The 24,364-nt window shown below is 63.4% G+C and carries 25 protein-coding genes; 10 read left to right on the top strand and 15 right to left on the bottom strand.

The window, feature by feature from the left end:
- The 13 genes from surE to rlmD form a co-directional block, all read right to left on the bottom strand.
- A complete protein-coding gene (surE, locus tag WDB71_RS03565) occupies positions 1-756 on the bottom strand; it encodes a 5'/3'-nucleotidase SurE (RefSeq protein WP_341503271.1) in 756 nt (251 codons plus the stop codon).
- Positions 737-1,783, bottom strand: a complete 1,047-nt coding sequence (locus tag WDB71_RS03560; protein ID WP_341503270.1) for a tRNA pseudouridine(13) synthase TruD — start codon at positions 1,781-1,783, stop codon at positions 737-739. Before WDB71_RS03560 ends, surE begins: the two co-directional genes overlap by 20 nt.
- The gene (ispF, locus tag WDB71_RS03555) at positions 1,780-2,256 is read right to left on the bottom strand and encodes a 2-C-methyl-D-erythritol 2,4-cyclodiphosphate synthase (RefSeq protein WP_341504177.1); all 477 of its coding nucleotides are present in this window, start codon (positions 2,254-2,256) and stop codon (positions 1,780-1,782) included. Before ispF ends, WDB71_RS03560 begins: the two co-directional genes overlap by 4 nt.
- On the bottom strand, positions 2,256-2,963 hold the full coding sequence (gene ispD / locus WDB71_RS03550; RefSeq protein WP_341503269.1) for a 2-C-methyl-D-erythritol 4-phosphate cytidylyltransferase: 708 nt from the start codon (positions 2,961-2,963) through the stop codon (positions 2,256-2,258). Before ispD ends, ispF begins: the two co-directional genes overlap by 1 nt.
- A 2-nt stretch (positions 2,964-2,965) precedes the next feature.
- Complete coding sequence (ftsB, locus tag WDB71_RS03545) at positions 2,966-3,247, bottom strand: cell division protein FtsB (protein ID WP_341503268.1); 282 nt, start codon at positions 3,245-3,247, stop codon at positions 2,966-2,968.
- Between the two features lie 83 nt (positions 3,248-3,330).
- Positions 3,331-4,008: a glutathione S-transferase N-terminal domain-containing protein gene (locus WDB71_RS03540; protein ID WP_341503267.1), complete on the bottom strand. Its 678-nt coding sequence runs from the start codon at positions 4,006-4,008 to the stop codon at positions 3,331-3,333.
- Positions 4,005-5,072 carry a diguanylate cyclase gene (locus WDB71_RS03535; RefSeq protein ID WP_341503266.1) on the bottom strand — a complete coding sequence of 356 codons (1,068 nt, stop codon included), beginning with the start codon at positions 5,070-5,072 and terminating at the stop codon, positions 4,005-4,007. Before WDB71_RS03535 ends, WDB71_RS03540 begins: the two co-directional genes overlap by 4 nt.
- 58 nt (positions 5,073-5,130) lie before the next feature.
- A complete protein-coding gene (locus WDB71_RS03530; RefSeq protein ID WP_341503265.1) occupies positions 5,131-5,847 on the bottom strand; it encodes a hypothetical protein in 717 nt (238 codons plus the stop codon).
- Positions 5,848-5,937: 90 nt separating this feature from the next.
- Positions 5,938-7,233 (bottom strand): phosphopyruvate hydratase, encoded by a 1,296-nt coding sequence (gene eno / locus WDB71_RS03525; protein ID WP_341503264.1) that lies wholly within the window; start codon positions 7,231-7,233, stop codon positions 5,938-5,940.
- A 58-nt stretch (positions 7,234-7,291) separates the two neighbouring features.
- Positions 7,292-8,929 carry a CTP synthase gene (locus WDB71_RS03520; protein ID WP_341503263.1) on the bottom strand — a complete coding sequence of 546 codons (1,638 nt, stop codon included), beginning with the start codon at positions 8,927-8,929 and terminating at the stop codon, positions 7,292-7,294.
- A 108-nt stretch (positions 8,930-9,037) separates the two neighbouring features.
- Positions 9,038-9,832, bottom strand: coding sequence for a nucleoside triphosphate pyrophosphohydrolase (gene mazG / locus WDB71_RS03515; RefSeq protein ID WP_341503262.1), 795 nt, complete (start codon positions 9,830-9,832; stop codon positions 9,038-9,040).
- Entirely contained in the window at positions 9,832-12,018 is a 2,187-nt protein-coding gene (gene relA, locus WDB71_RS03510; protein WP_341503261.1) for a GTP diphosphokinase, read from the bottom strand. Before relA ends, mazG begins: the two co-directional genes overlap by 1 nt.
- A 1-nt stretch (position 12,019) precedes the next feature.
- Complete coding sequence (rlmD, locus tag WDB71_RS03505) at positions 12,020-13,330, bottom strand: 23S rRNA (uracil(1939)-C(5))-methyltransferase RlmD (RefSeq protein ID WP_341503260.1); 1,311 nt, start codon at positions 13,328-13,330, stop codon at positions 12,020-12,022.
- Between the two features lie 69 nt (positions 13,331-13,399).
- Here rlmD and barA point away from each other — a divergent pair, with 69 nt between their 5' ends.
- The 3 genes from barA (at position 13,400) to WDB71_RS03490 (ending at position 18,609) form a co-directional block, all read left to right on the top strand.
- Positions 13,400-16,114: a two-component sensor histidine kinase BarA gene (barA, locus tag WDB71_RS03500; RefSeq protein ID WP_341503259.1), complete on the top strand. Its 2,715-nt coding sequence runs from the start codon at positions 13,400-13,402 to the stop codon at positions 16,112-16,114.
- Positions 16,115-16,760: 646 nt separating this feature from the next.
- Positions 16,761-18,137, top strand: a complete 1,377-nt coding sequence (locus tag WDB71_RS03495) for a DUF3696 domain-containing protein (protein WP_341503258.1) — start codon at positions 16,761-16,763, stop codon at positions 18,135-18,137.
- Positions 18,130-18,609, top strand: a complete 480-nt coding sequence (locus WDB71_RS03490; RefSeq protein WP_341503257.1) for a hypothetical protein — start codon at positions 18,130-18,132, stop codon at positions 18,607-18,609. Before WDB71_RS03495 ends, WDB71_RS03490 begins: the two co-directional genes overlap by 8 nt.
- Positions 18,610-18,709: 100 nt before the next feature.
- On the opposite strand, the gene WDB71_RS03485 is transcribed toward WDB71_RS03490, so the two are convergent.
- Together WDB71_RS03485 and WDB71_RS03480 are read right to left on the bottom strand one after the other, a co-directional pair.
- Positions 18,710-19,024, bottom strand: a complete 315-nt coding sequence (locus WDB71_RS03485; RefSeq protein WP_341503256.1) for a TetR/AcrR family transcriptional regulator C-terminal domain-containing protein — start codon at positions 19,022-19,024, stop codon at positions 18,710-18,712.
- A gap of 217 nt (positions 19,025-19,241) precedes the next feature.
- Positions 19,242-20,117 carry a LysR family transcriptional regulator gene (locus WDB71_RS03480; RefSeq protein ID WP_341503255.1) on the bottom strand — a complete coding sequence of 292 codons (876 nt, stop codon included), beginning with the start codon at positions 20,115-20,117 and terminating at the stop codon, positions 19,242-19,244.
- A 99-nt stretch (positions 20,118-20,216) separates the two neighbouring features.
- On the opposite strand from WDB71_RS03480, the gene WDB71_RS03475 reads away from it, so the two are divergent.
- The 7 genes from WDB71_RS03475 to WDB71_RS03445 all read left to right on the top strand — a co-directional run bounded on the left by WDB71_RS03475 (position 20,217) and on the right by WDB71_RS03445 (position 24,341).
- The gene (locus tag WDB71_RS03475) at positions 20,217-21,389 is read left to right on the top strand and encodes an MFS transporter (protein ID WP_341503254.1); all 1,173 of its coding nucleotides are present in this window, start codon (positions 20,217-20,219) and stop codon (positions 21,387-21,389) included.
- Positions 21,390-21,414: 25 nt separating this feature from the next.
- Positions 21,415-21,591: a hypothetical protein gene (locus tag WDB71_RS03470; protein ID WP_341503253.1), complete on the top strand. Its 177-nt coding sequence runs from the start codon at positions 21,415-21,417 to the stop codon at positions 21,589-21,591.
- A 26-nt stretch (positions 21,592-21,617) separates the two neighbouring features.
- On the top strand, positions 21,618-22,094 hold the full coding sequence (locus WDB71_RS03465) for a cupin domain-containing protein (protein WP_341503252.1): 477 nt from the start codon (positions 21,618-21,620) through the stop codon (positions 22,092-22,094).
- A gap of 142 nt (positions 22,095-22,236) precedes the next feature.
- Positions 22,237-22,716: a hypothetical protein gene (locus WDB71_RS03460; RefSeq protein ID WP_341503251.1), complete on the top strand. Its 480-nt coding sequence runs from the start codon at positions 22,237-22,239 to the stop codon at positions 22,714-22,716.
- Positions 22,713-23,003, top strand: a complete 291-nt coding sequence (locus WDB71_RS03455; RefSeq protein WP_341503250.1) for a transcriptional regulator — start codon at positions 22,713-22,715, stop codon at positions 23,001-23,003. Before WDB71_RS03460 ends, WDB71_RS03455 begins: the two co-directional genes overlap by 4 nt.
- A gap of 36 nt (positions 23,004-23,039) precedes the next feature.
- Positions 23,040-23,585, top strand: a complete 546-nt coding sequence (locus WDB71_RS03450) for a CPBP family glutamic-type intramembrane protease (RefSeq protein WP_341503249.1) — start codon at positions 23,040-23,042, stop codon at positions 23,583-23,585.
- A gap of 144 nt (positions 23,586-23,729) precedes the next feature.
- Positions 23,730-24,341 (top strand): nitroreductase family protein, encoded by a 612-nt coding sequence (locus WDB71_RS03445; protein WP_341503248.1) that lies wholly within the window; start codon positions 23,730-23,732, stop codon positions 24,339-24,341.
- Positions 24,342-24,364 lie beyond the last annotated feature (23 nt).

The following is a 24,364-nucleotide window of genomic DNA, read 5'->3' as shown; positions in this document are numbered from 1 at the left end:
TCAAGGTTTGATTTTGTCTATCCAGCCCGCCAGGGGCGCCAGCATGCGGTGGGCGGTGAGATCGATCTGCAGCGGCGTCACCGACACCTTGCCCTGGTTGATGGCGTCGAAATCGGTGCCCGGGCCGGCGTCGGCGCCGCTGCCCGGCGGGCCCAGCCAGTAGATGGAACGGCCGGCCGGATCCCTGGTGTTGATCATGGACTCGGCCCGGTGCCGGTAGCCGAGCCGGGTCACCTGTACGCCGCTCAGCTCGTCCCTGGGCAGATCCGGCACATTGATGTTGAGGATGTGCATGGGCGGCAGCGGATGGTGGGGCAGCTCGCGGATGATGCTGGTGGCCACCTCGGCGGCGGTATCGTAGTGGTTGAGGGCGCGGCCGACCAGGCTCACCGCCACGGCGGGCAGGCCCAGGTGGCGCCCTTCGGTGGCCGCCGCCACGGTGCCGGAGTAGAGCACGTCGTCGCCCAGGTTGGCGCCGGCGTTGATGCCGGCCACCACCAGATCCGGCTGCCAGTCGTCCCAGAGGCCGTTGATGGCCAGGTGCACGCAGTCGGTGGGGGTGCCCTTGACGGCATGGAAGCCGTTTTCCAGCTGCTGTACCCGCAGCGGGTTCTCCAACGTCAGGGAGTTGGAGGCGCCACTGCAGTTGCGATCCGGCGCCACCACCCTGACTTCGCCCAGGGCCGCCAGGGCCCTGGCCATGGCCGCTATGCCCGGAGCATGGACCCCGTCGTCGTTACTGAGCAGTATCCGCATCCTTCACCTCGGCTCGGAAATGGTCCTGATAACATACCAGCTCTCTGAGCACGCTGGTGGCAAAGGCGCCGGAGGGCAGGCTGAAGCTCAGCTGCAGCTCGTCACCCGCCAGCTGCCAGTTCATGTCCGCCGGGTAGAGCCACAGCGGCCGCCGGTCCATGTCGGCGCCAATGGCCTCCAGGCCGGCCATGAATTCCGCCTGATCGGCCAGGGCCTGGCGTTCCCAGTCGGCGGCCTCGCCTTCGGCGCCCGGTTCGCCCTGGCCCCACAGCGGCGCGCTCAGGTTGAGATCCCGCTCGGCCAGGCGCCGCTGCAGCTCGGCCAGCTCCTCGGCCTTGGCCACGAAACGGCTGCGCGAGCCGGCCAGCATCAGGCAGTCGCCGGGCCGGACGGTCCTGTGCAGGCCCTGTTCGATGCGCCTGGACACCACCTGGTTGAACAGCCAGGAGCGGGCGGCGGAGATGGCCATGGACTGGCGGTTCTTGCGCATGGGCTGGCCGTCCACCAGCTGGCGGAACAGTTCCAGGTTGTGGTTATCGAAGCCGAAGCGCTGCTCGCCAAAGTAATTGGGCACGCCCTGGGCCTGGATCAGCGCCAGGCGCTCTGCCAGCGCCTCGGCATCCGCCAGCTCCCTGACCTTGAGGATAAAGCCGTTGGCCCTGTGGCTGCCGGGCCTGAGCTTGCGGTTGTGCTTGTGCACCTGCAGGATGCGCAGCTGTTCGCTTTCGAGGCCGCTGAGATCCGGCGCCGCCTTGCCGGGCAGCCACAGCGACAACCACTGGCGGGTGACGCCGTGCTTGTCCTTGAGGCCGCTGTGGCCCACCTGGCGCTGGGGGATGCCGGCGGCCTTGGCCAGCAGGCGGATCACGTCCTGGCTGTTCAGGCCCTGCTTCTCGATCTCCACCCAGAGGTGCTCGCCCTCGCCGCTCAGTTCGAAGCCCAGCTCCTCGGTGACCACGAAGTCCTGCCACTGGCTGCGGATAACGCCTTTGGCCTTGGGCTTGCCATGTGCGTACGCCCAGTTCATGCCAGGGCCTCCAGCAGCACCACGGCGTGCACGGCGATGCCCTCCTCGCGGCCCACGAAGCCGAGCCGCTCTGTGGTGGTGGCCTTGACGTTGACCGCCTCCACAGCGCCCTGCAGGTCCTCGGCAATGACGGCGCGCATGGCCTCGATATGGGGGGCCATCTTCGGCGCCTGGGCCGCTATGGTCACGTCCAGGTTGCCGAGCCGGTAGCCGCGCTCGCTGACCAGGCTTACCACCTGGCGCAGCAGATCCCGGGAGTCGGCCCCTTTCCACTTGGGATCCGTATCCGGGAAGTGGCGGCCTATGTCGCCCAGGCCCACGGCGCCCAGCAGGGCGTCGCAGACCGCGTGCAGCACCACGTCGCCGTCGGAATGGGCCAGCAGGCCCTGGTGATGGGGAAGGGTGACGCCCCCCAGGATCAGCGGCTTGTCGCCGCCGAACTTGTGCACGTCGAAACCGTGACCTATGCGCATCATGCTATGCCTTCTCTTTCCTGGGCGGCCAGCAGGTACTCTGCCAGGGCCAGATCCCGGGGATTGGTGATCTTGATGTTGTCTTCCCGGCCGGCCACCAGCGCCACCTTGTGGCCCTGGCGTTCCATGGCCGAGGCCTCGTCGGTGATGGCGGCACCGTCGGCCAGGCCCTGCTCCAAGGCCTGGCGCAGGGCGGCGGTGGGGAAGCACTGGGGGGTGAAGGCCCGCCATAGCCTTTCCCTGGGTACGGTGCCGTCGATGCTGCCGGTCTCGTCCGCCAGCTTCATGGTGTCCACCACCGGCGCCGCCAGTATGGCGCCCCGGCCCTGGCGGGCCTGGTCCATGAGCAGGACCAGATCGGTATTGGTGACCAGCGGCCGGGCAGCGTCGTGGACCATGACCCAGGGATAGGCCTGCTCATCCAGGGCCTTGAGGCCGGCCAACACCGAATGGGCCCGTTCGGCGCCGCCCCGAACCTTGAGAATACGGGGGTCCCTGGCCAGCGGCAGCGCCTCGAACCAGGGGTCGTCCTCGCCCAGGGCCACCACCACCAGGCCCACCTCTTCGCAGGCCAGCAGCCGCGCCAGGGTCCGCCCCAGGATCGGCTGGCCGTCCAGCAGCAAATACTGTTTGGGAATGTCCTGGCCCATGCGGCGCCCTACCCCGGCGGCAGGCACCACCACGGCCAGTTTCTGTGTCTTGTTCATGCTTAATTGGTCTGGGCCGGAATGACGCGGTAGAAGGTCTCGCCTTCACGGATCATGCCCAGCTCCTTGCGGGCCCGTTCTTCCAGGGCGGCCGTGGCCGAGCGCAGATCCTGCACTTCCACGTACATCAGCTGGTTACGCTTGCGAAGCTCGGCGTTCTGGGCCTGGACCCGCTTGATGTCGGCCTTGAGCTGCAGGTGTTCCTGGACACTGTTGTCGCCCCACCAGAGGCGGTACTGCAACAGCCCCAGCAGGACCAGCAACAGCAGAGTGAAGATGCGCATTCTGCCCCCTGTGCTTTTGGAGCCCTATTATGGTGGCAGAGCCGGGCAATTGGAATGCCCGGCCGCCCACCCAGAGCAGGCCGTTACTCGCCACCCACGTCCTTGCCGCGCTGGCTGGCCGGCCTGGCCATGCAGCGCCGGTACCAGTCCATCAGCTGCGGATAGTTGTCCAGGCCAAGATGGTCGGCGGCGTCGTAATAGCGGATCAGGCAATCCACCCAGGGGAAGGTGGCGATGTCGGCGATGGTGAAGTCGTCGTCCATGATGAACTTGCGGCCTGCCAGGCGCTGTTCCACTACCCCCAGCAGCCGCCTGGCCTCGTTGCCGTAGCGGGCCTTGGGATAAGGGTGGTTGCACCTGTCGCCGGCGTATTTATGGAAATGGCCGAACTGGCCGAACATGGGACCGATGCCGGCCATCTGGAACATCAGCCACTGGATGCACTGGATGCGCCGGGCCGGCTCGGCGGGCAGCAGCCTACCGGTCTTCTCGGCCAGGTACAGCAGGATGGCGCCGGACTCGAACAGGGTCAGGGGCTCGCCGTCGGGGCCGTCGGGATCCACTATGGCCGGGATCTTGTTGTTGGGGTTGATGGCCAGGAACTCGGGCAGGAACTGCTCATCACGGCCGATGTCCACCCGGTGCACCTCGTAGGGAATGCCCAGCTCCTCCAGGGCGATGGAGACCTTCTGACCATTGGGGGTGGGCAGGGTGTAGAGCTGCAGCAACTGCGGGTGCTGGCTGGTCCATCTTTGACTCACGCGTTCTCTCCTTGTGGCACTTTGAATACGGCTCTGTCTCGTCCCTGGGCCTTGGCCTCGTAGAGGGCGGCGTCGGCCCGGCTCAGTATGGCGCGCCTGTTGCTGTCCTGGGCCAGGGTCACCCCGACGCTGACCGTCAGCCAGGGCCCCTGGGGCGAACAGGGGTGCAGCATCTGGGCATTGCGCACCTTGGCGACCAGGGCCTCGCCCCAGGCCTCGGCCTCCTCGAAACTCTCCACGGGCTGCCAGGCCACGAACTCCTCGCCACCGTAGCGGGCCAGGTGCTGGTGGCCGTCATCGCTGAGCAGCTTGGCCAGGCTGGCCAGGCACTGGTCCCCGGCCAGGTGGCCGGCCTCGTCGTTGTAGGCCTTGAAGTGGTCCACGTCGATGATGGCCAGGGCAAAGGGCGCGCCCTGGTCGATCAGGGTATCCAAATGGCGCTCGAACCTGTACCTGTTGTCGATGCCGGTCAGGGCGTCGGTCTCGGCCATGTGCCGCAGGCGCTTGGTCTGGTCATGTACCGCCTCCACCAGCTGGTCGTGCTGCACCGAGGCCACGCCCCCCACCACCAGCGCCATGCCCAGGTAGATGCCGTGGTTGAGCCATTGGTCGCTGAAGCCCTCGGCCATCATGACCAGCCCCAGCTGGCAAAGGATCACGATCAGCGCCGCCGCCAGCTTCTGGGGCCAGTGCAGGGTGGTGACGAAGAAGCCGAACAGCAGCAGGATGAACTGGCCGTTGAAGCTCAGCACCGGCAATTGGTGGAAGGCCGGCAGCACCGTGATGATGGCGGTGCCCAGGCCTACCAGCACCCAGCACCACCATTGCTGGCGGCGGAACTGGTGCTCGGACAGGGTGTGCAGGCTGGCGAAAAACAGCGACAGCAGCGGCAGCCATTGCAGCACGAAGCGGCAGCTGAGCAGCCACTGCAGCAGGGGGTGGGACCAGCCCAGCCAGACGATATCCCAGACCGTGAACACCGCCAGCACCAGCAGCGCCAGGCCGATCAGCACCCGCCTGGCGGGCCAGGAGGGTTGCATCACTGTGGGCGCGGCTAAGGTCATGATCCTGCTCCCCGATTCGGTCATGCTCTCACTATAGAGCCCTTCGCAAGTAATTGCTTTAATTAGTGTTCTTGTACCTGGCCAGGCGTTTCGCGATGGCCTCCCGCCATTGCCGGGTAACGCGGCCGTCCGCCGGGCAGCCGGTGGTGCCCATCCACACCTTCACCGGCCCCTGCAGGCCCTGGATGGTCTGGGTCACGGCGCAGCTGCCGTCCGGGTTGATGTGCAGCTCCATGTCGCCGCCCATGGCGATGACCTGGCTTTCCCGGCGCTTGCGCTTGGGCCTGGGCAGCACCTCTGGGCCGCGCTCCTGCTCCTGCAGCCATTGGCTCTGGGCCTGGCCCTGGATGCGTTCAAGGCTCTGCCGCAACCGGCTCTGCAGGTCGCCCTGGCCGGGCTCGGGCGCCTCCCGGCCGGGCAGGCTGATGCGCGGCATCTTGTCCGGCACAGGCTCCCGGCTGGCGCCGCCCGGCTCCGCACTGGCCGGCTGGCTCTCGCCGGCGGGGGACTGTTCACCTGTCTGGGTCGGGGCCTGCTCGGTGGGCTGTTCGGCGCCGCTGGCCTGGCTGGACTCGGCCACCGGCTCGGGCGGCGGATGATAGAGCCGGGCCTTCAGGGACGGCGGCCGGAACTCGGGGGCCTTGGGCAGGGTCCAGTGCCGGCCCAGGCCCCACAGCAGCAGCAGGTGCACCACCACGGCAACCGCCAGCCAGGGCCAATAAGCCCCTGGCTTTTCAATAGCTTGCTTTAAGGTGAGCAGTTCCTGGCTGTGCATGGAGTCTATAGAGCCGCAAAAGGAGGCGTGGTTCCCATAAAAAAAGCCGCCAGAGTTGGCGGCTTTCCATTCTACCAAGCTTTCGGGTTCTTAGCCCTGGCCTTTGATCTCCACCAGGCCGCGGTATAGGGCGGCCTCGCCCAGCTGCTCTTCGATGCGCAGCAGCTGGTTGTACTTGGCGATGCGGTCGGAGCGGCACAGGGAGCCGGTCTTGATCTGGCCGGCGGCAGTGCCCACGGCCAGATCGGCGATGGTGGCATCCTCGGTCTCGCCACTGCGGTGGGAGATGACGGCGGTATAGCCGGCGTCCTTGGCCATGCGGATGGCTTCCAGGGTCTCGGTCAGGGAGCCGATCTGGTTGAACTTGATCAGGATGCTGTTGCCGATGCCCTTGTCGATGCCTTCCTTGAGGATCTTGGTGTTGGTCACGAACAGGTCGTCACCCACCAGCTGCACCTTGGTACCCAGCTTGTCGGTCAGCACCTTCCAGCCGTCCCAGTCGGACTCGTCCAGGCCGTCTTCGATGGAGACGATGGGGTACTGGGCGCTCAGCTCGGCCAGGTAGTCGGCGAAGCCTTCGGAATCGAAGGACTTGTCCTCGCCGGCCAGCACGTACTTGCCGTCCTTGTAGAACTCGGAGGCGGCGCAGTCCAGGGCCAGGGTCACGTCCTTGCCAAGCTGGTAGCCGGCATCGGCAACGGCCTGCTTGATCACGGCCAGGGCGTCGGCGTTGGAGGCCAGGTTGGGGGCGAAGCCGCCTTCGTCACCCACGGCGGTGTTCAGGCCCTGGGCCTGCAGCACCTTCTTGAGGGCGTGGAAGATCTCGGCGCCCATGCGCAGGGCCTCGCGGAAGGAGGGAGCGGACACCGGCTGGACCATGAACTCCTGGATGTCGACGTTGTTGTCGGCGTGCTCGCCGCCGTTGAGGATGTTCATCATCGGCACCGGCATGGAGTACTGGCCGGCGGTGCCGTTCAGTTCGGCGATCCAGGCGTACAGGGGCTTGTTCTGGCTGGCGGCGGCGGCCTTGGCGTTGGCCAGGGACACGGCCAGGATGGCATTGGCGCCAAGCTTGGCCTTGTTTTCGGTGCCGTCCAGCTCGATCATCAGGCGGTCCAGGGCTTCCTGCTCCAGGGCGTTCTTGCCCACCAGGGCCTCGGCGATGGGACCATTGATGTTGGCAACGGCGGTCAGCACGCCCTTGCCCAGGTAGCGGCTCTTGTCACCATCGCGCAGCTCCAGGGCTTCGCGGGTACCGGTGGAGGCGCCGCTGGGGGCGCAAGCCATACCCACACTGCCGTCGGCCAGGTGTACTTCAGCTTCAACGGTGGGGTTACCGCGGGAGTCCATCACCTCGCGGCCAATGATCTTGACAATCTCTGCCATGGTCTTGCTTTCCTCTTGAACAAAAAAGAGCCGCACCTCAGGGGCGCGGCTCGAACCGTTAGTCTTGTTGCTTCTGGCCTTCCCAGGCCGCCTTCACGAAGCCGCCGAACAGGGGATGGCCGTCCCGGGGCGTGGAGGTGAATTCCGGGTGGAACTGGCCGGCCACGAACCAGGGATGGTCGGGCAGCTCGATGATCTCCACCAGCTTCTTGTCGGCGGACAGACCGGCGAACACCAGGCCCGCCTTCTCCAGCTGGTCGCGGTACTTGTTGTTGACCTCGTAGCGGTGGCGGTGGCGCTCGTAGACGGTGTCGTTGCCGTACAGCTCGCGGGCCTTGGTGCCGGGCACCAGGTGGCAGAGCTGGGCACCCAGGCGCATGGTGCCGCCAAGGTCGGCGTCTTCGCTGCGCTTTTCCACTTCGCCGGCTTCGTCCACCCATTCGGTGATCAGGCCCACCACGGGGTGCTTGGCGTCTTTCTGGAATTCGGTGCTGTGGGCGCCTTCCAGGCCGGCCACATGGCGGGCGAATTCGATCAGCGCCACCTGCATGCCCAGGCAGATGCCCAGGTAGGGGATCTTGTTCTCGCGGGCATATTGGGCAGCCAGCACCTTGCCTTCCACGCCGCGCTCACCGAAGCCACCGGGAACCAGGATGCCGTCGACGCCGGCCAGCAGCTCGGTGCCCTTGGTCTCGATGTCCTGGGAGTCGATGTACTTGATGTGCACGGCAACGCGGTTGCTCAGGCCGGCATGCTTGAGGGCCTCGTTGACGGACTTGTAGGCGTCCGGCAGCTCCACGTACTTGCCGACCATGGCGATGGTGACCTCGCCCTGGGAGTTGGCTTCCTGGTAGATGACCTGTTCCCATTCGGACAGGTCCGCTTCCGGGGCGCTCAGGCCGAAGCGCTTGACCACCAGCTCGTCCAGGCCCTGGGACTTCAGCAGCGCCGGGATCTTGTAGATGGAATCCACGTCCTTGAGGCTGATGACGGCCCTTTCTTCCACGTTGGTGAACAGGGCGATCTTGGAGCGCTCGGAGGCCGGCAGGGCGGCGCGGTCGGTACGGCACACCAGGATGTCCGGCTGGATACCGATGGAGCGCAGCTCCTTGACGGAATGCTGGGTCGGCTTGGTCTTGACCTCGCCGGAGGCGCCCAGGTAGGGCACCAGGGTCAGGTGCATGTACATGGCGCGGTCGCGGCCCAGCTCGGTGCCCAGCTGGCGGATGGCTTCCAGGAAGGGTTGCGACTCGATGTCACCCACGGTGCCGCCGATCTCGACGATGGCCACGTCATGGCCCTCGGCGCCCTTGATCACGCGTTCCTTGATCTCGTTGGTGATGTGGGGGATCACCTGGATGGTGGCGCCCAGGTAGTCACCACGGCGCTCCTTGCGCAGCACGTCGGCGTAGATGCGGCCGGTGGTGAAGTTGTTGCGCTTGGTCATCTTGGTGCGGATGAAGCGCTCGTAGTGGCCCAGGTCGAGGTCGGTCTCGGCGCCGTCTTCGGTCACGAAGACCTCGCCGTGCTGGTAAGGGCTCATGGTGCCCGGATCCACGTTGATGTAGGGATCCAGCTTCATCATGGTCACCTTGAGGCCGCGTGCCTCGAGGATGGCCGCCAGTGATGCCGCAGCAATACCCTTACCCAAGGAGGATACGACACCCCCCGTCACAAAGATGTAATTAGTCGTCATGCAAAACCTGAACGCGTTGAGGATGGGAAGAACTCAGGACGGGAAGGCATTATAGATGAAAAGCTCGCCGCCGGACAATGAAAAAGGCCCCGTTGCGGGGCCTTTTCGTCACTCTTTTTCGGTTGCCTTGACCGCCTCCCAGTGGGCGTCCAGGGCGGCCAGATCCAGCTCGCTCATCTGCTGGCCGGCCTCGAACACCCGCCGCTCTATGCCGCGAAAGCGCCGCTCGAACTTCTGGTTGGCGCGCCTGAGGGCGCTTTCCGGATCCACCCTGAGATGGCGATTGAGGTTGACCACCGCAAAGAGCAGGTCGCCCAGCTCCTCCTCCAGGGCCTCCCGGGAGACGCCCTGCTCCACCTCCTGTTTGACCTCGTCTATCTCCTCGTGGATCTTGGCTAGCACGGGTGCCAGCTCGGCCCAATCGAAGCCGGTGCGGGCGGCGCGCTTTTGCAGCTTGGCGGCCCGGGTCAGGGCCGGCAGCGCCAGGGGCACGTCGTCCAGGGCCGAGGGCAGTTCGCTCAGGCCCTTCTCCCTGCGCTCCTCGGACTTGATGGCCTCCCAGTTGGACAGCACCTCGGTCTCGTCGCCGACTTCCAGCTCGCCAAACACATGGGGATGGCGGCGCTCCAGCTTGTCGGACACGGCGCTGGCGATGGCGTCGAAGTCGAAGGCGCCCTCCTCCTCGCCAAGGCGGGCGTAGAAGATCACCTGGAACAGGAGATCGCCCAGCTCCTCCTTGATGTCACTGCGGTCGCCGCGCTCGATGGCGTCGGCCACCTCGTAGGCCTCCTCCAGGGTGTGGGGCACTATGGTCTGGAAGCTTTGCTGCAGATCCCAGGGGCAGCCGCCCTCGGGATCCCTGAGTCTGGCCATAATGGCCTTGAGCCTGTCTATGGGGGTCATTACTTCTGGGTGATCCTCTTGGCTTCGAACACGTCCGGCAGCTGGCCGATGCGGGCCAGCACCTTGCCCAGCAGCTCCAGGCGGGAGATCTCCAGATCCAGCTCCACCGTGCTGGCGTTGGAGGTCCTGTCGATATGGCTGCGCATGGACTGCACGCTGACCTTCTCGTTGGCCAGTATGGTGGTGATGTCGCGCAGCAGGCCGGTACGGTCGGCGGCCACCACCCGGATGCTGATCTGGTAGCCGTGGCCGGGGTCGGCGCCCCAGTCGATTTCCACCACCCTTTCCATGTGCTGCTTGGCCAGGTTGACCAGCTGCTCGCAGTCGGCCCTGTGCACCGAGATGCCCTTGCCCTGGGTGATGTAGCCGATGATGTCGTCACCGGGCACCGGCTGGCAGCAGCCGGCGATATGGGTGAGCAGGTTGCCCACCCCCTGCACCACGAAGGGGCTCTTGCCGGCCTTGCGGTTGGCCGACGATTTCTGGGCGATCAGCTCGGCGATGGCCTCTTCGTCGGACTTTTCGGTCTTGAAGTGGTGACCCTGCAGGTAGTTGAGCACCTGGTTGAGCCGCACGTCACCGCCACCGATGGCGGTGAGCAGGTCGTCCAGGTTGGTCATGTTGAAGCGTTCCACCGCCGGGGCGGCGTCGTGCAGGGTCAGGCCCAGGCGCTCCAGCTCCCGCTCCAGGATCTCCCGGCCGGCGGCCAGGTTCTTGTCGCGGTCCTGGAGCTTGAACCAGTGCTGGATCTTGGCCCTGGCCCGGCCGGAGCGCACGAAGCCCAGGTGCGGGTTGAGCCAGTCACGGCTGGGGTTGGGCTCCTTGCCGGTGAGGATCTCCACCTGGTCGCCGGTCTGCAGCTGGTAGGTGAAGGGCACGATGCGCCCGGAGATCTTGGCGCCGATGCAGCGGTGGCCAACCATGGAATGGATGTGGTAGGCGAAATCCAGCGGCGTGGCGCCGGCGGGCATGTCGATGACGTCGCCCTTGGGGGTGAACACGTAGACCCGGTCTTCCACCACCTGGTTCTTGAGTTCCTCCACCAGATCGCCGGCGTCGGCCATCTCCTCCTGCCACAGCAGGATCTTCCTGAGCCAGGCCACCTTGTCTTCCAGGGCCCTTTCCTTGGAGCCCTTGCCCCCTTCCTTGTAGGCCCAGTGGGCGGCCACGCCCAGCTCGGCGTTGTCGTGCATCTGCTGGGTGCGGATCTGGATCTCCACCGTCTTGCCCTTGGGGCCCACCACCACGGTGTGGATGGACTGGTAACCGTTGGGCTTGGGGTTGGCCACGTAGTCGTCGAATTCGTTGGGGATGTGGCGGAACTGGGTGTGCACCACCCCCAGGGCGCCGTAGCAGTCCTGGAGACGCTCCACTATGATGCGCACCGCCCGCACGTCGAACAGCTCGTCGAAGGACAGCTGCTTGTTCTGCATCTTCTTCCAGATGGAATAAATGTGCTTGGGACGGCCGTAGACCTGGGCCTGGATACCCTCGGCCTTCAGGGCCTGGTTCAGGCCGGCCACGAAATCCTGGATGTACTCCTCCCTGTCCACCCGGCGCTCATCCAGCAGCCTGGCGATGCGCTTGTAGGTGTCGGGATGCAGGTAGCGAAAGGCCAGATCCTCCAGCTCCCACTTGAGCTGGCCGATGCCGAGGCGGTTGGCCAGGGGCGCATAGAGGTTGGCGGCGTCCTTGGCCACCAGCACCCGGGTCTCCTCGTCGGCGTTCTTGACCTCGCGAAGCTCGCAGATGGCGTCCGAAAGCTTGATGACCACGGCGCGCACGTCGTTGACCATGCTCAGCACCATGCGCCTGACCCTGTCCACCTGGGCGGCGGAGCTGGCGGCATTGTGCAGGGTGCGGATGGCGTCCATGTCCAGCACCGAATTCAGCAGCGCGGCTATGGCCTCGCCGAAGTCCTCCGTGACCAGCTCGCGGTCGATGAGCTTGTTCTGGTAGGGCCTATAGAGGATGGCGGCCACGAAGGTGTCGCCGTCCATGCTGAGGGTGTCGAGGATCTCCACCAGCTCCAGGCCGGCGTCCAGCATCGGCTCGGCCTCATCCAGGGCCTTGACCGCGGCGATGGCCTTGTTCATCAGGCCCTGGTGGCGCTCGGAGAGCTTCAGCTCCGCCAGCCACTCGTCTTGGGATGCCCGGGATTTCAGGTGGTCGCGCACCGAGACCATATCACCTCCTCAGCAGGGCCATGGTTTCCACATGGCCGGTCTGCGGGAACATGTCCATCAGCCCCAGCCTGTCCAGGCGATAGCCGCCTTGGGCCAGCAGGGCCGCGTCCCGCACAAAGGTCGAAGGGTTACAGGATACATAGAGGATGCGGCCCGGGCCAGTGCCGGCGGGCAGGCTCGCCAGGCGCTGGCAGAGGGCGGCGGCGCCGGGGCGGGCCGGATCCAGCAGCACGGCGTCGAAGGGCTCGCGCAGCAGCAGCTCCAGGGCCTGCTCGTCGTCCAAATCGGCGGTGACGAAGCGGCAGTTGCCCAGGCCGTTGGCCTCGGCGTTGGCGCCGGCCCTGTCGGTCATGGCCTTGACCCCCTCGGCGCCCACCAGCGCCTTGCAGCGCCTGGCCAGGGGCAGCGAGAAGTTGCCCAGGCCGCAGAAGGCGTCGAGGATGCGCTCATGCTCGCTTGGGGCCAGCCATGCCAGGGCCTGGGCCACCATCTGCTCGTTGACGGCGGCGTTGACCTGGATGAACTCGCTGCCGCTCAGGCCCAGCTCGAGGCCGTCCAGTTCATAGCCCAGCTGAATAGGTTCACGGGGCCAGAGCTGCTCCAGGCCCTGGTGCTGCAGCAGCAGTACCAGCTCCTGGTCGGCGGCCCAGACTCGCAGCTGCTCGATGTCGCCCCCGGGCAGGCTGTCGGTGATGCGCAGCAGCGCCACCCTATACGGCGGCAGGGCCATCAGCTCCAGGTGGCCCAGGCTCTTCTTGGCCTTGAGGGATTTGACCAGCGGCAGCAGGGTCGGCAGCAGCTCGGACAACGCCGGCTCGGCGATGGCGCAGTGCTGGATGGGCACCAGCTTGTGGCTGCCGCGCTCGCGCAGTCCCACCAGGCCGTTCTTGATGGCCAGGCGCAGGGTGCGGCGGTAGCCATAGGGGGCGCTCACCAGCGGCGGGCACAGCGTCTCGGCGGCCAGGCCCTGCTTGGCCAGCTCCCGCACCAGGGCCTGGGACTTCAGGGCCAGCTGCTCGGCGCCGGCCAGGTGCTGGAGCTGGCAGCCGCCGCAGTGGCCGAAATACTCGCAGGGCGGTTCAATGCGGTGGGGGCTGGCCTCGAGCACCTTGATCACCTCGCCCTTGGCCACCTTCTTGCCGGCATCCTGCACGCGGGCCAGCACCGTCTCGCCCGGCAGGGCGCCGCGCACGAAGCAGACCCGGCCCTGATGGCGGGCCACGCCCTGGCCTTCCAGATCCAGGGCGGTCACGTCGAGCCGCACCTGCTTGGGGGCGGATTTGGCTTTGGCGGGTTTGTAAAAGCGGGCCATGGCATTCCTTGGGAAACGTTAGAGGCTGTGCCATTATACCGACGAGACAAGGGATACTGTGCCGTTGATATGACCAAATTCGGCCTTAGAGGCTGGGTTCTTACCCTGACGCTGGCCCCGACCATACTGATCGGCATACTGCTGGGCGGTTATTTCACCCTGCAGCGCTATCAGGAGGTGATGGATCACCTCCAGGATCAGGGCCTGGCCATCATAGAGCCGCTGACCATCGCATCAGAGCAGGGCCTGGCCCTGGAAGACCGGGAGCACCTCAAGCGCCTGGTCAGCGCCGTGCATCGGCGCCACGCCAACATCGTCCGCAACATCGCCATCTATGGCCGCGACAACAAGCCGCTGGTGTCGTCCACCTTCCACCGCGACTTCGCCAAGATGCGCCTGGCCGACGGCCAGCCCATACCCCAGGTGCCCGCCTTCGAAAAGCACGGCGAGCTGCTGCTGCTGCGGGCACCTGTCATCGCCGACACCAGCTTCTATTCCAGCTACCGGGACCGGATAGACCCCGACGACCCGCTGCTGGGCTATGTATCGGTGCAGCTGATCCCCGACGCCACCGTGCTGGAGCAGCACGACGCCCTGTTCAGCGCCATCCTGATCATCTTCGTCGGCGTCGGCATCCACCTGCTGTTCACCTGGCGCCTGCTCAAGCATGTGACCGACCCCATCACCAGCATGGTGAGCGCCGTGGACCGCATCCGCGAGGGCAAGCTGGACACCCGGGTCCAGGGCACCCTGCTGGGCGAGCTGGACATCCTCAAGAACGGCATCAACGCCATGGCCAAGTCCCTGGACGAATACCATGCCGACATGCAGCACAACATCGATCAGGCCACCTACGATCTGCGCATGACCCTGGAGCAGATCGAGATCCAGAACATCGAGATGGACAAGGCCCGCAAGCGCGCCCAGCAGGCCAGCCAGGTCAAGTCCGAGTTCCTGGCCAACATGAGCCACGAGCTGCGCACGCCCCTGAACGGGGTGCTGGGCTTCACCCGCCAGCTGATGAAGACCCAGCTCACCCCCAGCCAGTCCGACTACCTGGTCACCATAGAGCGCTCGGCCCAGCACCTGCTGGCCATCATCAACGACATCCTCGACTTCTCCAAGCTGGAGTCCGGCAAGCTGGTGCTGGACGAGCACCCCTACTCCTTCCACGATCTGGTCTCGGACGTGGCGGAGATGCTGGGCGGCAACGCCCGCGACAAGGGCCTGGAGATGAGTCTGACGCTGCCTCAGGACACTCCGGATGCCCTGGTGGGAGACGGCCTGCGCCTTAAGCAGGTGCTCACCAACCTCATCGGCAACGCCGTCAAGTTCACCCAGGAAGGGGGCGTGGAGATCAGCGTCAACCACGGCCAGTACGATCAGGGCGGGCGCGAATTCCTGCGCATCCTGGTCAGCGACACCGGCGTCGGCATCAGCCCCGAGCAGCAGCGCAGCCTGTTCCAGGCCTTCAGCCAGGCCGACGCCTCCATCAGCCGCCGCTACGGCGGCACCGGCCTGGGCCTGGTGATCTCGCGCACCCTCATCGAGCAGATGGGCGGCGAAATAGGCCTGGAGAGCGAGTCCGGCAAGGGCTCCACCTTCTGGGTGCAGCTGCCCATCAAGCACGCCGACATGAGCTTCCACGATCCCCTGGATCTGGCCCCCCTCAAGGACAAGACCCTGGTGCTGCTGCACCCCAGCGAGCGCACCCGCAAGCTGATGACCACCCTGGTCGGCCACTGGCCCATCACCCTCAAGTCCAGCGACGACGCCAGCCTGCTGCCCCAGGGCGACTACCTGCTGCTGGATCAGATCGAGAGCTACGGCGACCAGCTTGACGCCATACTGGCCACCGTGCCCGAGCAGCAGAAGGTCATCGCCCTGTGCAACCACCCGGATCCAGTGGTGCGGGAACAGCTGCTGGCCAACCACGTCAGCGTCTGCCTGATCAAGCCGCTGCTGGTGCCGCGCCTGTACCAGGCCCTGACCGACCAGGAACCGGAAAAGCCCCGCCAGCAGCTGGCGCCGCCCCAGCTGGCGCCCGTGCCCGCCGTCGGCCAGGGGCTGCTGCCGAAGATCCTGGTGGTGGACGACAACGCCCCCAACCTCAAGCTGATGGAGGCCCTGCTCACCGAGCTGGGCTGCCACGTCAGCTGCGCCGACGACGGCCACAAGGCCGTGGCGCTGGCCGGCCAGCAGGCCTTCGACCTCATCTTCATGGACATCCAGATGCCGGGCATGGACGGGGTCACCGCCACCGGCCATATCCGCAGCCAGCTGGCCGACAAGGCGCCGCCGATCATCGCCGTCACCGCCCACGCCATGGCCGGCGAAAAGGAGAAGCTGCTGGCCGGCGGCATGGACGATTACCTGACCAAGCCCATAGACGAGCTGACCCTCAAGGCGCTGCTGAACAAGTGGCTCAGGCCCAAGGGCAACCCGGTGCTGGACTGGGAGCAGGCGCTGACCCAGGCCGGCGGCCGCGAACAGCTGGCCAGGGAGATGCTGGCCATGCTGCTGGACAGCCTGCCGGGCGCCCGCGCCGCCATCGAGACCGCCCTGGCCGAGGGCCGGGACGACGAGCTGCTGGCGCAGATCCACAAGCTCAACGGCGCCCTGGCCTACACCGGCGCCAAGACCATGAAGCAGCTTGGCCTGGGCATAGAAACGGCCCTCAAGCAGGGCCAGCGTGGCCAGGAGGTGGAGCCGGAGGTGTTCGAGCTTTTGGATGAGATGGATAAGTTGTTTGATGTTGCGACGGAGCAGGGGCTGGCCAGTTGAACAGGGCCTTGCCCCTGTGACCCCTCTGGATGTTGTATTTGCGCTGGGAAGCCTTTTTAGAAGCGAAAGGACGATGCAAAGCTGCTTTCTTCGAGTTTCCCCTGCGGGGGGCGTGACTTTTGAGGGACCAAAAGTCACCAAAAGTCCTCCCCCTCTCGTGCGGCCTCCGGCTGCCTTCGCCTCCGGTCGCTTGCCGCTGGCCATGACTGACGCGCTCCCAGCGCGGCAGTCATTCCCTCGGCGTCCCTGCCTCGGGCCAGCTCACGCTCCCTGCGGCTCAGCGCACTCAAAGGGGACCGACTTGGCCGCTACGCGGCCATTAGATTGTTGGGATTCGTTCCTCATCCAGGCCTTGAGTTGGGCTTTCAACCGAGTACTTATCAGCTCGGTTATCCTAGCTCTAACGTTTGAGAGTAATATACTACTGGTCTCCCCTAGAGCTAGGAGCGACTTTATGTCCCATGCTCTACAACCCCCATTACGGAGGAGAAATGACCACTGCACAACCGTTGTAGCAATGATACAGTTCATAATATTTTCGAAACATCATTAAAAGTTATTAGATGTGTGAATAAAACCAAATCGCAACGTATCAAGCTTTCTTTTATTACCGTATTATTCAGATCTAGCTTAAAAGGAAATCTTCGTGATTACTGACTTTCATATAAAGAACTTTAAAGCTTGGGAAGATATAAAGATTTCACTGGGAAAAGTCACAGGCATCTTCGGCAGCAACAGTTCAGGAAAAAGTAGCTTTATTCAATTCCTGTTAATGTTAAAACAAACCAAAAACAACCCAGACCGAAACATTGTCATTGATTTTGGCGGCGTCAATAAAATTGTTGATCTAGGAACTTATTACGACGTAATTTTTAGACATGAAGAGAAAAGATGTCTAGAATGGTCTTTTACTTGGAGTTTTGAAGAGAAAATTAGGGTTTCTGACCCTATGAAGAGTTCTAAAAGCACTCTTTTTGAAGGCAACAAGCTTTCCATTTCATGTTCAACCGGCTTTGTAAACTCCCTCCTTGAAGTAAAAGAATTATCATACAACTTTGATGGCAACAGTTTCATCATTGAACGAGAAAAAGAGGAAGGCCGAGACTTCAACCTGGTCGCGCGAGGTGATAACCGGGGCTTTAGATTTGTAAGAACACAAGGTAGAAGTTGGAAGCTTCCTGGCCCTGTAAAAAATTATTTGTACCCCGACCAAGCTAAAACATACTTTCAAAATGCCGATTTCTTAAGTTCATTTGAGGCTTCTTATGAAGCTCTTATGGATAAAATATATTACCTAGGGCCATTAAGAGAACATCCCAAAAGACAATACCAATGGTCAGGGTCTAGTCCCGAGGGAGTTGGCTATCGTGGTGAAAACGCAATAGATGCGATACTTGCTGCAACTAGGAAAGGTGAAACAAGGAATTTCGGTGGACGAACACATTATAAGCCATTTCAGGAGATGATAGCTCACTGGCTTAAGGAAATGGGCTTAATTCACTCTTTTGAAGTAAAGGAGATTGCTCCAAACACTAATCTTTATCGAACCCTTGTGAGAAAAGAAGCTGGATCAGCGGAGACGGCGCTAACTGATGTAGGCTTTGGAGTCTCACAAGTTTTGCCTGTTTTAGTTCTTTTGTACTACGTACCAAAAAACAGCATTGTTTTACTTGAGCAGCCTGAGATCCATCTTCACCCATCAGTTCAATCACATTTGGCAGATCTAATCTTAACCGTTTCCAAAACAAGAAATGTACAGATTATCGTTGAAAGCCACAGCGAACATTTCATTCGGCGTTTACAGCGGCGCATCGCAGAAGATCAGTTTGAGTGTTCTGATATTGAGCTATATTTTTTCTCCACCCATAGAGGTAAAGCCAAATATGAGAACCTTAAGATCAATCCATATGGCTCCATACTGAATTGGCCAGATAATTTTTTTGGTGATGAAATGTCAGAAATTGCAGAAACAAGGCGAGCCTCTCTTATTAAACAAATGAGAGAGACTGATAAAAATGACTGATAGGGGGAAGTTAGTAGTAGACTGCAATGTCACCATTGTCGCCAATCAAAAAAGCGAACATGCCTCAATTAAATGTACATTGGCATGCATTAACTTCTTAGAAAGATGTCGCAGCTTAAACTTGGCCTTGGATTCAGCCGGATTAATTATGAGAGAATATAGCTCCCATCTAAATTACTCAGGCTCTCCTGGTGTAGGAGACATGTTTTTCAAGTATCTTCACGACAATCAGTTTTGCCAAGAAAGAATTTCATTAGTTGATTTAACTCCCATCGAAGATGAAAGCCGAACTTTTGAAGAGCTGCCTAAAAATGAACTTGACCCGTCAGATAGAAAATACTTAGCAACAGCTTTAATTTCCAGATCTGAAATTGTAAATGCAACAGATAGCGATTGGGCGGAGCAGAAAGCTTTAACTGATGATTTGGGAGTGAACGTTATTCAACTATGTGAGGAATGCAAGCCCGCGTAGGGCGCAATAAACGAAGTGCATTGCGCCGAATTCAATGAGAACGGCCCTTGCAGACAAGTCCGTAGGTTGGGATGAGGCACGAATCCCAACCTACGGGCTGTCAAGCGATACGGTATTTTGCCAAAAAGATCTCGATAAATTCTGCTTTTAACTTCTGCCCCTGCTTCTTTGGTACCGGTCCACGAACGATGGGTGGCCAAAAAAATGTACCAGAAAACATAGACCAAAATGCCTCTGCGGCAAGTTCTGGATCGCCAACGTTTAATTTACCATCGTCAGTTGCATCAACTAGCCCGCGTAGGGCGCAATAAACGAAGTGCATTGCGCCGAATGAATGGCCGTGAAGCGGCCAAGTTTGCCCGTTGAGAGTCGCCGAGCGGCGCAAGGCGTGAGGCAATTGGAGGATGGATGCCAACAAAGGCGCTGCTGAGCTGAGGCGAATCAGCGCCGGTTGCCGGTAAGCCTTCCAGAGCGAGGGTAACGACTCGAACCGGGCCGTGAATGAGTCAAGGACATGGGTAACAAAAAAGGAATTAAATACATCCGGCGAACCGGGTGTTACCTATGCCTCTGAACTTTCCTGTTACCCATGTAGGTGAACTTTCCCTGGGCTCCGACGCTCGCAGCGACCGCTACAATCTCTCCTTGAGAAACTCCAAGAACAACTTGGTCTTCAGCGGCATGAAGTCCGCCTTGGGGTAGAAGGCCCAGATCTGGCGCCTGACGCTGCGCACCTGGGGCAGCACAGGTCGCAACAGGCCCTGCTCGACATAGGCACGCAGGAACACCTCCGAGGCGAAGACGATGCCCATGCCGGACAGCCCCGCCTGTAGCAGCGCTTCGACGTTGTCGGTGACCAGGCCAAAGTTGTCCAGGGGAATGGAAAACCCTTCCTCCATTTCCACCATGCCGTCCCGTTTCTGGTAGCTGGCGATGATGAAGCGGTGCGCCTCCAGATCTTCCGGGCCGCGGATCGGCGGCCGGCTGGCCAGGTAGTCCGGCGAGGCCCACATCTGCAGGTGGTAGTCCCGCAGCGGCAGGCCCCTGTGGTAGGGGGAGTCGAAGTCGTCGCGCTTGCGGCAGATCACCAGATCATGGTCCAGATCCGGCTGGGTGCCGGGCGGCAGGGTGTCGAGCTGGAAGCGGATCCCGGGGTGGCGGGCCATGAAGGCCTTGATGTGGGGCATCAGCAGCACGCTGCCCACCGACACCGGCGCCGCCAGGCGCAGGGTGCCCAGGGGCTCGCGGCCGCTGGCGCGGGTATCCGCCACCATGGCCTCGAACTGCTTGAGCAGGCTGCGGGCATGCTGCAGGTAGGTCTGGCCCTCCTCGGTGAGGCTGACCCTGCGGGTGGTGCGGATGAACAACGTCACCCCCAGGCGGCCCTCCAGCCAGTCGATGCGCTTGGAAACGGCCGAGGGCGAGGTGGCCAGGGCCTGGGCGGCGGCGGTGAAGCTGCCCTGCTCCACCACCTGGCAGAAGCTGCGGGTGGCGGTGAGCCAATCCATGCTTTTTCCTCACAGGAAAGAGTAGTTTCCAATCATCCTATTTTTGTTCCCAGCAGAAGACAATAAGCTGTCCCCCGTTACCACAGGAGGAGGACCGCCATGCGCTTGCTGCTTGCCATTCTGCTGCTTTCCGGAGCCCAGCTCGGTACCTCCATCTACCTGCCGGCCCTGCCGGCCATCGCCGCCGATCTGGCCATAGACAGGGCCCTGGCCCAGCAGTTGATCACCCTCTATTTCCTTGGCTTCGGCCTGTCGCAGCTGCTGTTCGGCTCCCTGTCCGACGCCCTGGGCCGCTGGCGGGTGTTTCTCTGGGGTCAGGGGCTGTTCGTGTTGGGCACCCTAGCCTGCCTGGTCCTGGCCGACTCCGCCTGGGGCCTGGGCTTTGGGCGCCTGCTGCAGGGCCTGGGCGCCGGCGCGCCCCATGTGCTGGCCCGGGCCATCCTTTCCGACGGCTACCGGGGCCGCCGCCTGCAAGGGGCCCTGGCCAACCTGGCCGTGGCCGCCGGCGTACTGCCCATCTTCGCGCCCCTGCTGGGCGGGCTGATCAGCGAATGGCAGGGCTGGCGGCCGCTGTTCGCCTATTCCGCCGCCTACCTTGCCCTGGTGCTGGTCATCGGCGCCCGGCTGCTGCCCAGGGACGGCGCCACCGGCCCCTGGAGCCCGGCCCACATGGCCCGCACCTACGGGCAGCTCATCCAGAGCCGCACCTTCCTGACCCTGGGCCTGTACCGCTGGCTGCCCTACATGCTGATGGTCACCTCCTTCACCTTCTATCCCTTCGCCCTGCAGCAGGATCTGGGGCTGGCCGCCGACGACTATGGCCGCGCCATGATGATCCCCGCCGCCGGCCTTATCGCCGGCAGCCTGCTGGCCAAGTTGGCCTTGCGGCGCTTCTCCACCCTGGCCAGCATAGGCCTGTTCGCCCCGCTCATTGCCCTGGGCGGCCTGCTGCTGACGACGGTGCCCATGACGGTGCCCCTGGCCCTGGCCGCCTGCTGCTGCCTGACCCTGGCCCTGGGCGGCCTGTTCCCGGCCTGCCTGCAGCTGATGCTGGCGCCCTTTCGCCACCAGGCCGGCAGCGCCGTGGCCCTGTCGGGGGCGGTGGAAATGTTCCTGTTCACCACAACGGCCCAGCTCGCCAACCGCTACCTGATCGAGGATCTGGCCGATCTGGGCGGCCTCTACCTGGCCGTGGCGGCCATCTACCTGGGCCACTGGGTCCTGGATCTGGCCCGCCAGCGCCGCATAAGCGCCCTGGCCGTCGGCCACTAAAGCCCCACCACGCCAAGGAGGCAAGATGACGGTCCACATCCGCCAGGCCAGCCTCGCCGACTACCCGGCCCTCGGCTTCAAACTGGAACCCCAGCCCCGGGAGGCGGGCGGCATCCCCTACGCCGACAAGCACGACCGCCGGGGCGGCAAGCGGGTGCTGTTGCTGAAAGGGTTCCAGGGCCCATGGCGGCGGCTAAGCTAAGGGCAGGCTCTTCAGGCGAAACCACCATGGCCGACCCCATTCCCCTTACCCATATCGACCAGCCCGTTACCGACAGCGCTGGCAACGGCGACGGCTTCCAATACCGCTACCGCCGCCTGGGCCCCGAGCTGGGCCTGGCTAAGCTCGGCTGCAGCCTCTATGTGGTGCCGCCGGGCAAGAAGGCCTTTCCCTACCACGGCCACAGGGCCATAGAGGAGCTGTTCCTGATCCTGGCCGGCAGCGGCACCCTGAGATACCAGGGGCAGGAAAGGCCGGTCAGGGCCGGCGACCTGATCGCCGCGCCCCTGGGCAAGGCCCACCAGCTGCTCAATACCTCCAGTGAGGATCTGAGCTACCTGGCCATCTCCAACATGGCGCCCCTGGATCTGGTGCTGTACCCGGACTCCAACAAGCTGCTGGCCTACTCGGAGCTGGACGACGACGCCATCCGCCATATCAGCCGCCTGGACGACACCAGGGACTACTACGATGGCGAGGGCTAGGCTGTCAGGGCCGCACAGGCCAAAACTTTCCACCATGGAAAATTAAAACTTGCCAGACTGGAAAGTCCGTACTAGATTACTTTCCATACCGGAAAGCAAGGCGTTCAACGCTTTCCATTTCAACAGGCAAGGAGACAGGCAGATGAACAAGGACAAGCACCAGATCAGCGCTGAGGATGCCCAGGCGGCACTGGCCTCGGTAAGGCAAGGCCACCAGCAGGGGCTGTCGCTGTTCCGCCCGCCCTGGTGGCTGAATGGGCTCAGCTCGCTACTGGTCGGCTTCGTCACCATCGCCACCGCCCTGAGCGGCAACAGCAGTGCCTGGACCTTCACCGCCATCGTCACCGCCATGGTGCTGGTTGCCCTGGTCCTGGCCTGGAGTCTCTACCTGCGCGCCGCCGGCTGCCGCCCCAGGAGATCCGCCGCCGGTAGCCGCAACAGCTACCTGAACGTTGCCATCGGCCTGGCCACGGCCCTGGCCATAGTGCTGGGCAAGACGCTGTACGAGGGCGGCATCATCTGGGCACCTTATGGGCTTGCCGTCCTGCTCACCCTCGCCAATGCCTTCATGCTGCACAAGCTGCCCACCGGCGACTGGTCCGCCAGGGGTAAGGCGCAATGAGTGACGCCCGCTTCGACAACCTGATCCACGCCCCCAACAGGCTGCAGATCTGCGCCCTGCTGGAGGCGGCGGCCGAGCTGGAGTTCATGGTGCTGCGGGAGCAGCTGGGGGTCAGCGACTCGGTGCTGTCCAAGCACGTCAAGGCCCTGGAAGAGGCCGGCTACCTGAGCAGCCACAAGCGCCCCTTCCATGGCCGGCCCAGGACCTGGATAGCGCTGACCCCCAAGGGCCGCCAGGCCTACCTGGCTCATGTCGAGGAGCTGAAACGGATAGTGGGGCTGGGCTAGCCAGGAAAGCTGGCGCAAAGGGGCTATAACAGTGCCATGGACGCTATCCAAGCCCTATCCCGTTACCTCAACGGCAACCTCTGGCAGGGCCTCAGGACCCCGCCCACCGAAGCTGCCGGGCTTGCTGCCCTGTTGGCCCTGGCCTTTGCCGCCCTGGCCCTGCCGCTCGGCTGGGCCTGGGGCCAGTTCGGCTGGGGCCTGCCAGAGCACCTGCCCTGGTACCTGCCCCTGGCGCTGCTGGTGCTGCCGGTGTTGCTGGAGGAAGCGGTCTTCAGGGGTCTGCTGCTGCCGCTGTCGCTGGCCAAGGCACCGCTCTCGACCAAGGCCAGGTGGATCCTGGCCAGCGCCCTCCTGTTCACCGCCTGGCACCCGCTCAACGCCTGGCTGGTCAATGTCACGGCCCGGCCCTTTTTCTACGATCCCGCCTTTCTGTTCATCGTCTTCCTGCTGGGCCTTGGCACCGGCACCGCCTACGTGCAGAGCCGCTCGTTGTGGACCTCCATCCTGATGCACTGGCTGACGGTGCTGGTGTGGGTGCTGCTGCTGGGCGGCCATAGCCTGGTGCTGCAGGCGGTGTCCTGAGCACCTCGCCCCTTTTTGTCGGCGACCTGAGCCCTTAACTGCCCATCACCGGTAACAATTTAGCTTGACATAAAGATAACTCGACACCAGACTGGCCATATGTCTTCATCTGAAGATAACTAATCCCAAGCAAAGGAGACTGCCATGTCCATCACCGCCCTGCTGGAGAGTCGTACCTCGGTCGGCCGTTATGATCCCGAGCACCGGCTCGACGAACAAAGCATCCGCGAGCTGGTGCGCCTGGCCACCCTGGCGCCCTCCGCCTACAACATGCAGAACTGGCGTTTTATCGCCGTGCAGAGCCCCGAGGCCAAGGAAAAGTTGAAGGCGGCGGCCTACGGCCAGTCCCAGGTGGTGGATGCGGCCGTGACCTTCATCCTCTGCGGCACCCTCAGGGCCTACGAGGGCATGGCCGAGGCGCTGCAACCGTCCGTCGACGCCGGCATCCTCAGCCCCGAACTGATGGACGGCTGGATCACCACCGCCGCCACCGGCCACCAGGGCAACCCCCAGCTGCAGCGGGACGAGGCCCTGCGCTCCGCCTCCCTGGCGGCCATGACCCTGATGCTGGCCGCCCAGGGCATGGGGTTGGCCACCGGGCCCATGAGCGGCTTCGACGCAGGCGCCCTGGCCGAGGCCTTCGGCCTGGACGAAACCCAGGTGCCGGTGATGCTGATCGCCGTCGGCAGGCCCCAGGCAAACAACTGGCCCCAGAAGCCGCGCCTGCCGGTGGACAGGGTGCTGAGCTTTGCCTGACACGAAAAAGGCGGCCCTGGGGC

This window comes from Gallaecimonas sp. GXIMD4217 (assembly GCF_038087665.1).
Lineage (GTDB): Bacteria > Pseudomonadota > Gammaproteobacteria > Enterobacterales > Gallaecimonadaceae > Gallaecimonas.
The sequence above is the reverse complement of the archived record's forward strand: the minus strand, read 5'-3'. Positions and strand labels throughout refer to the sequence as shown.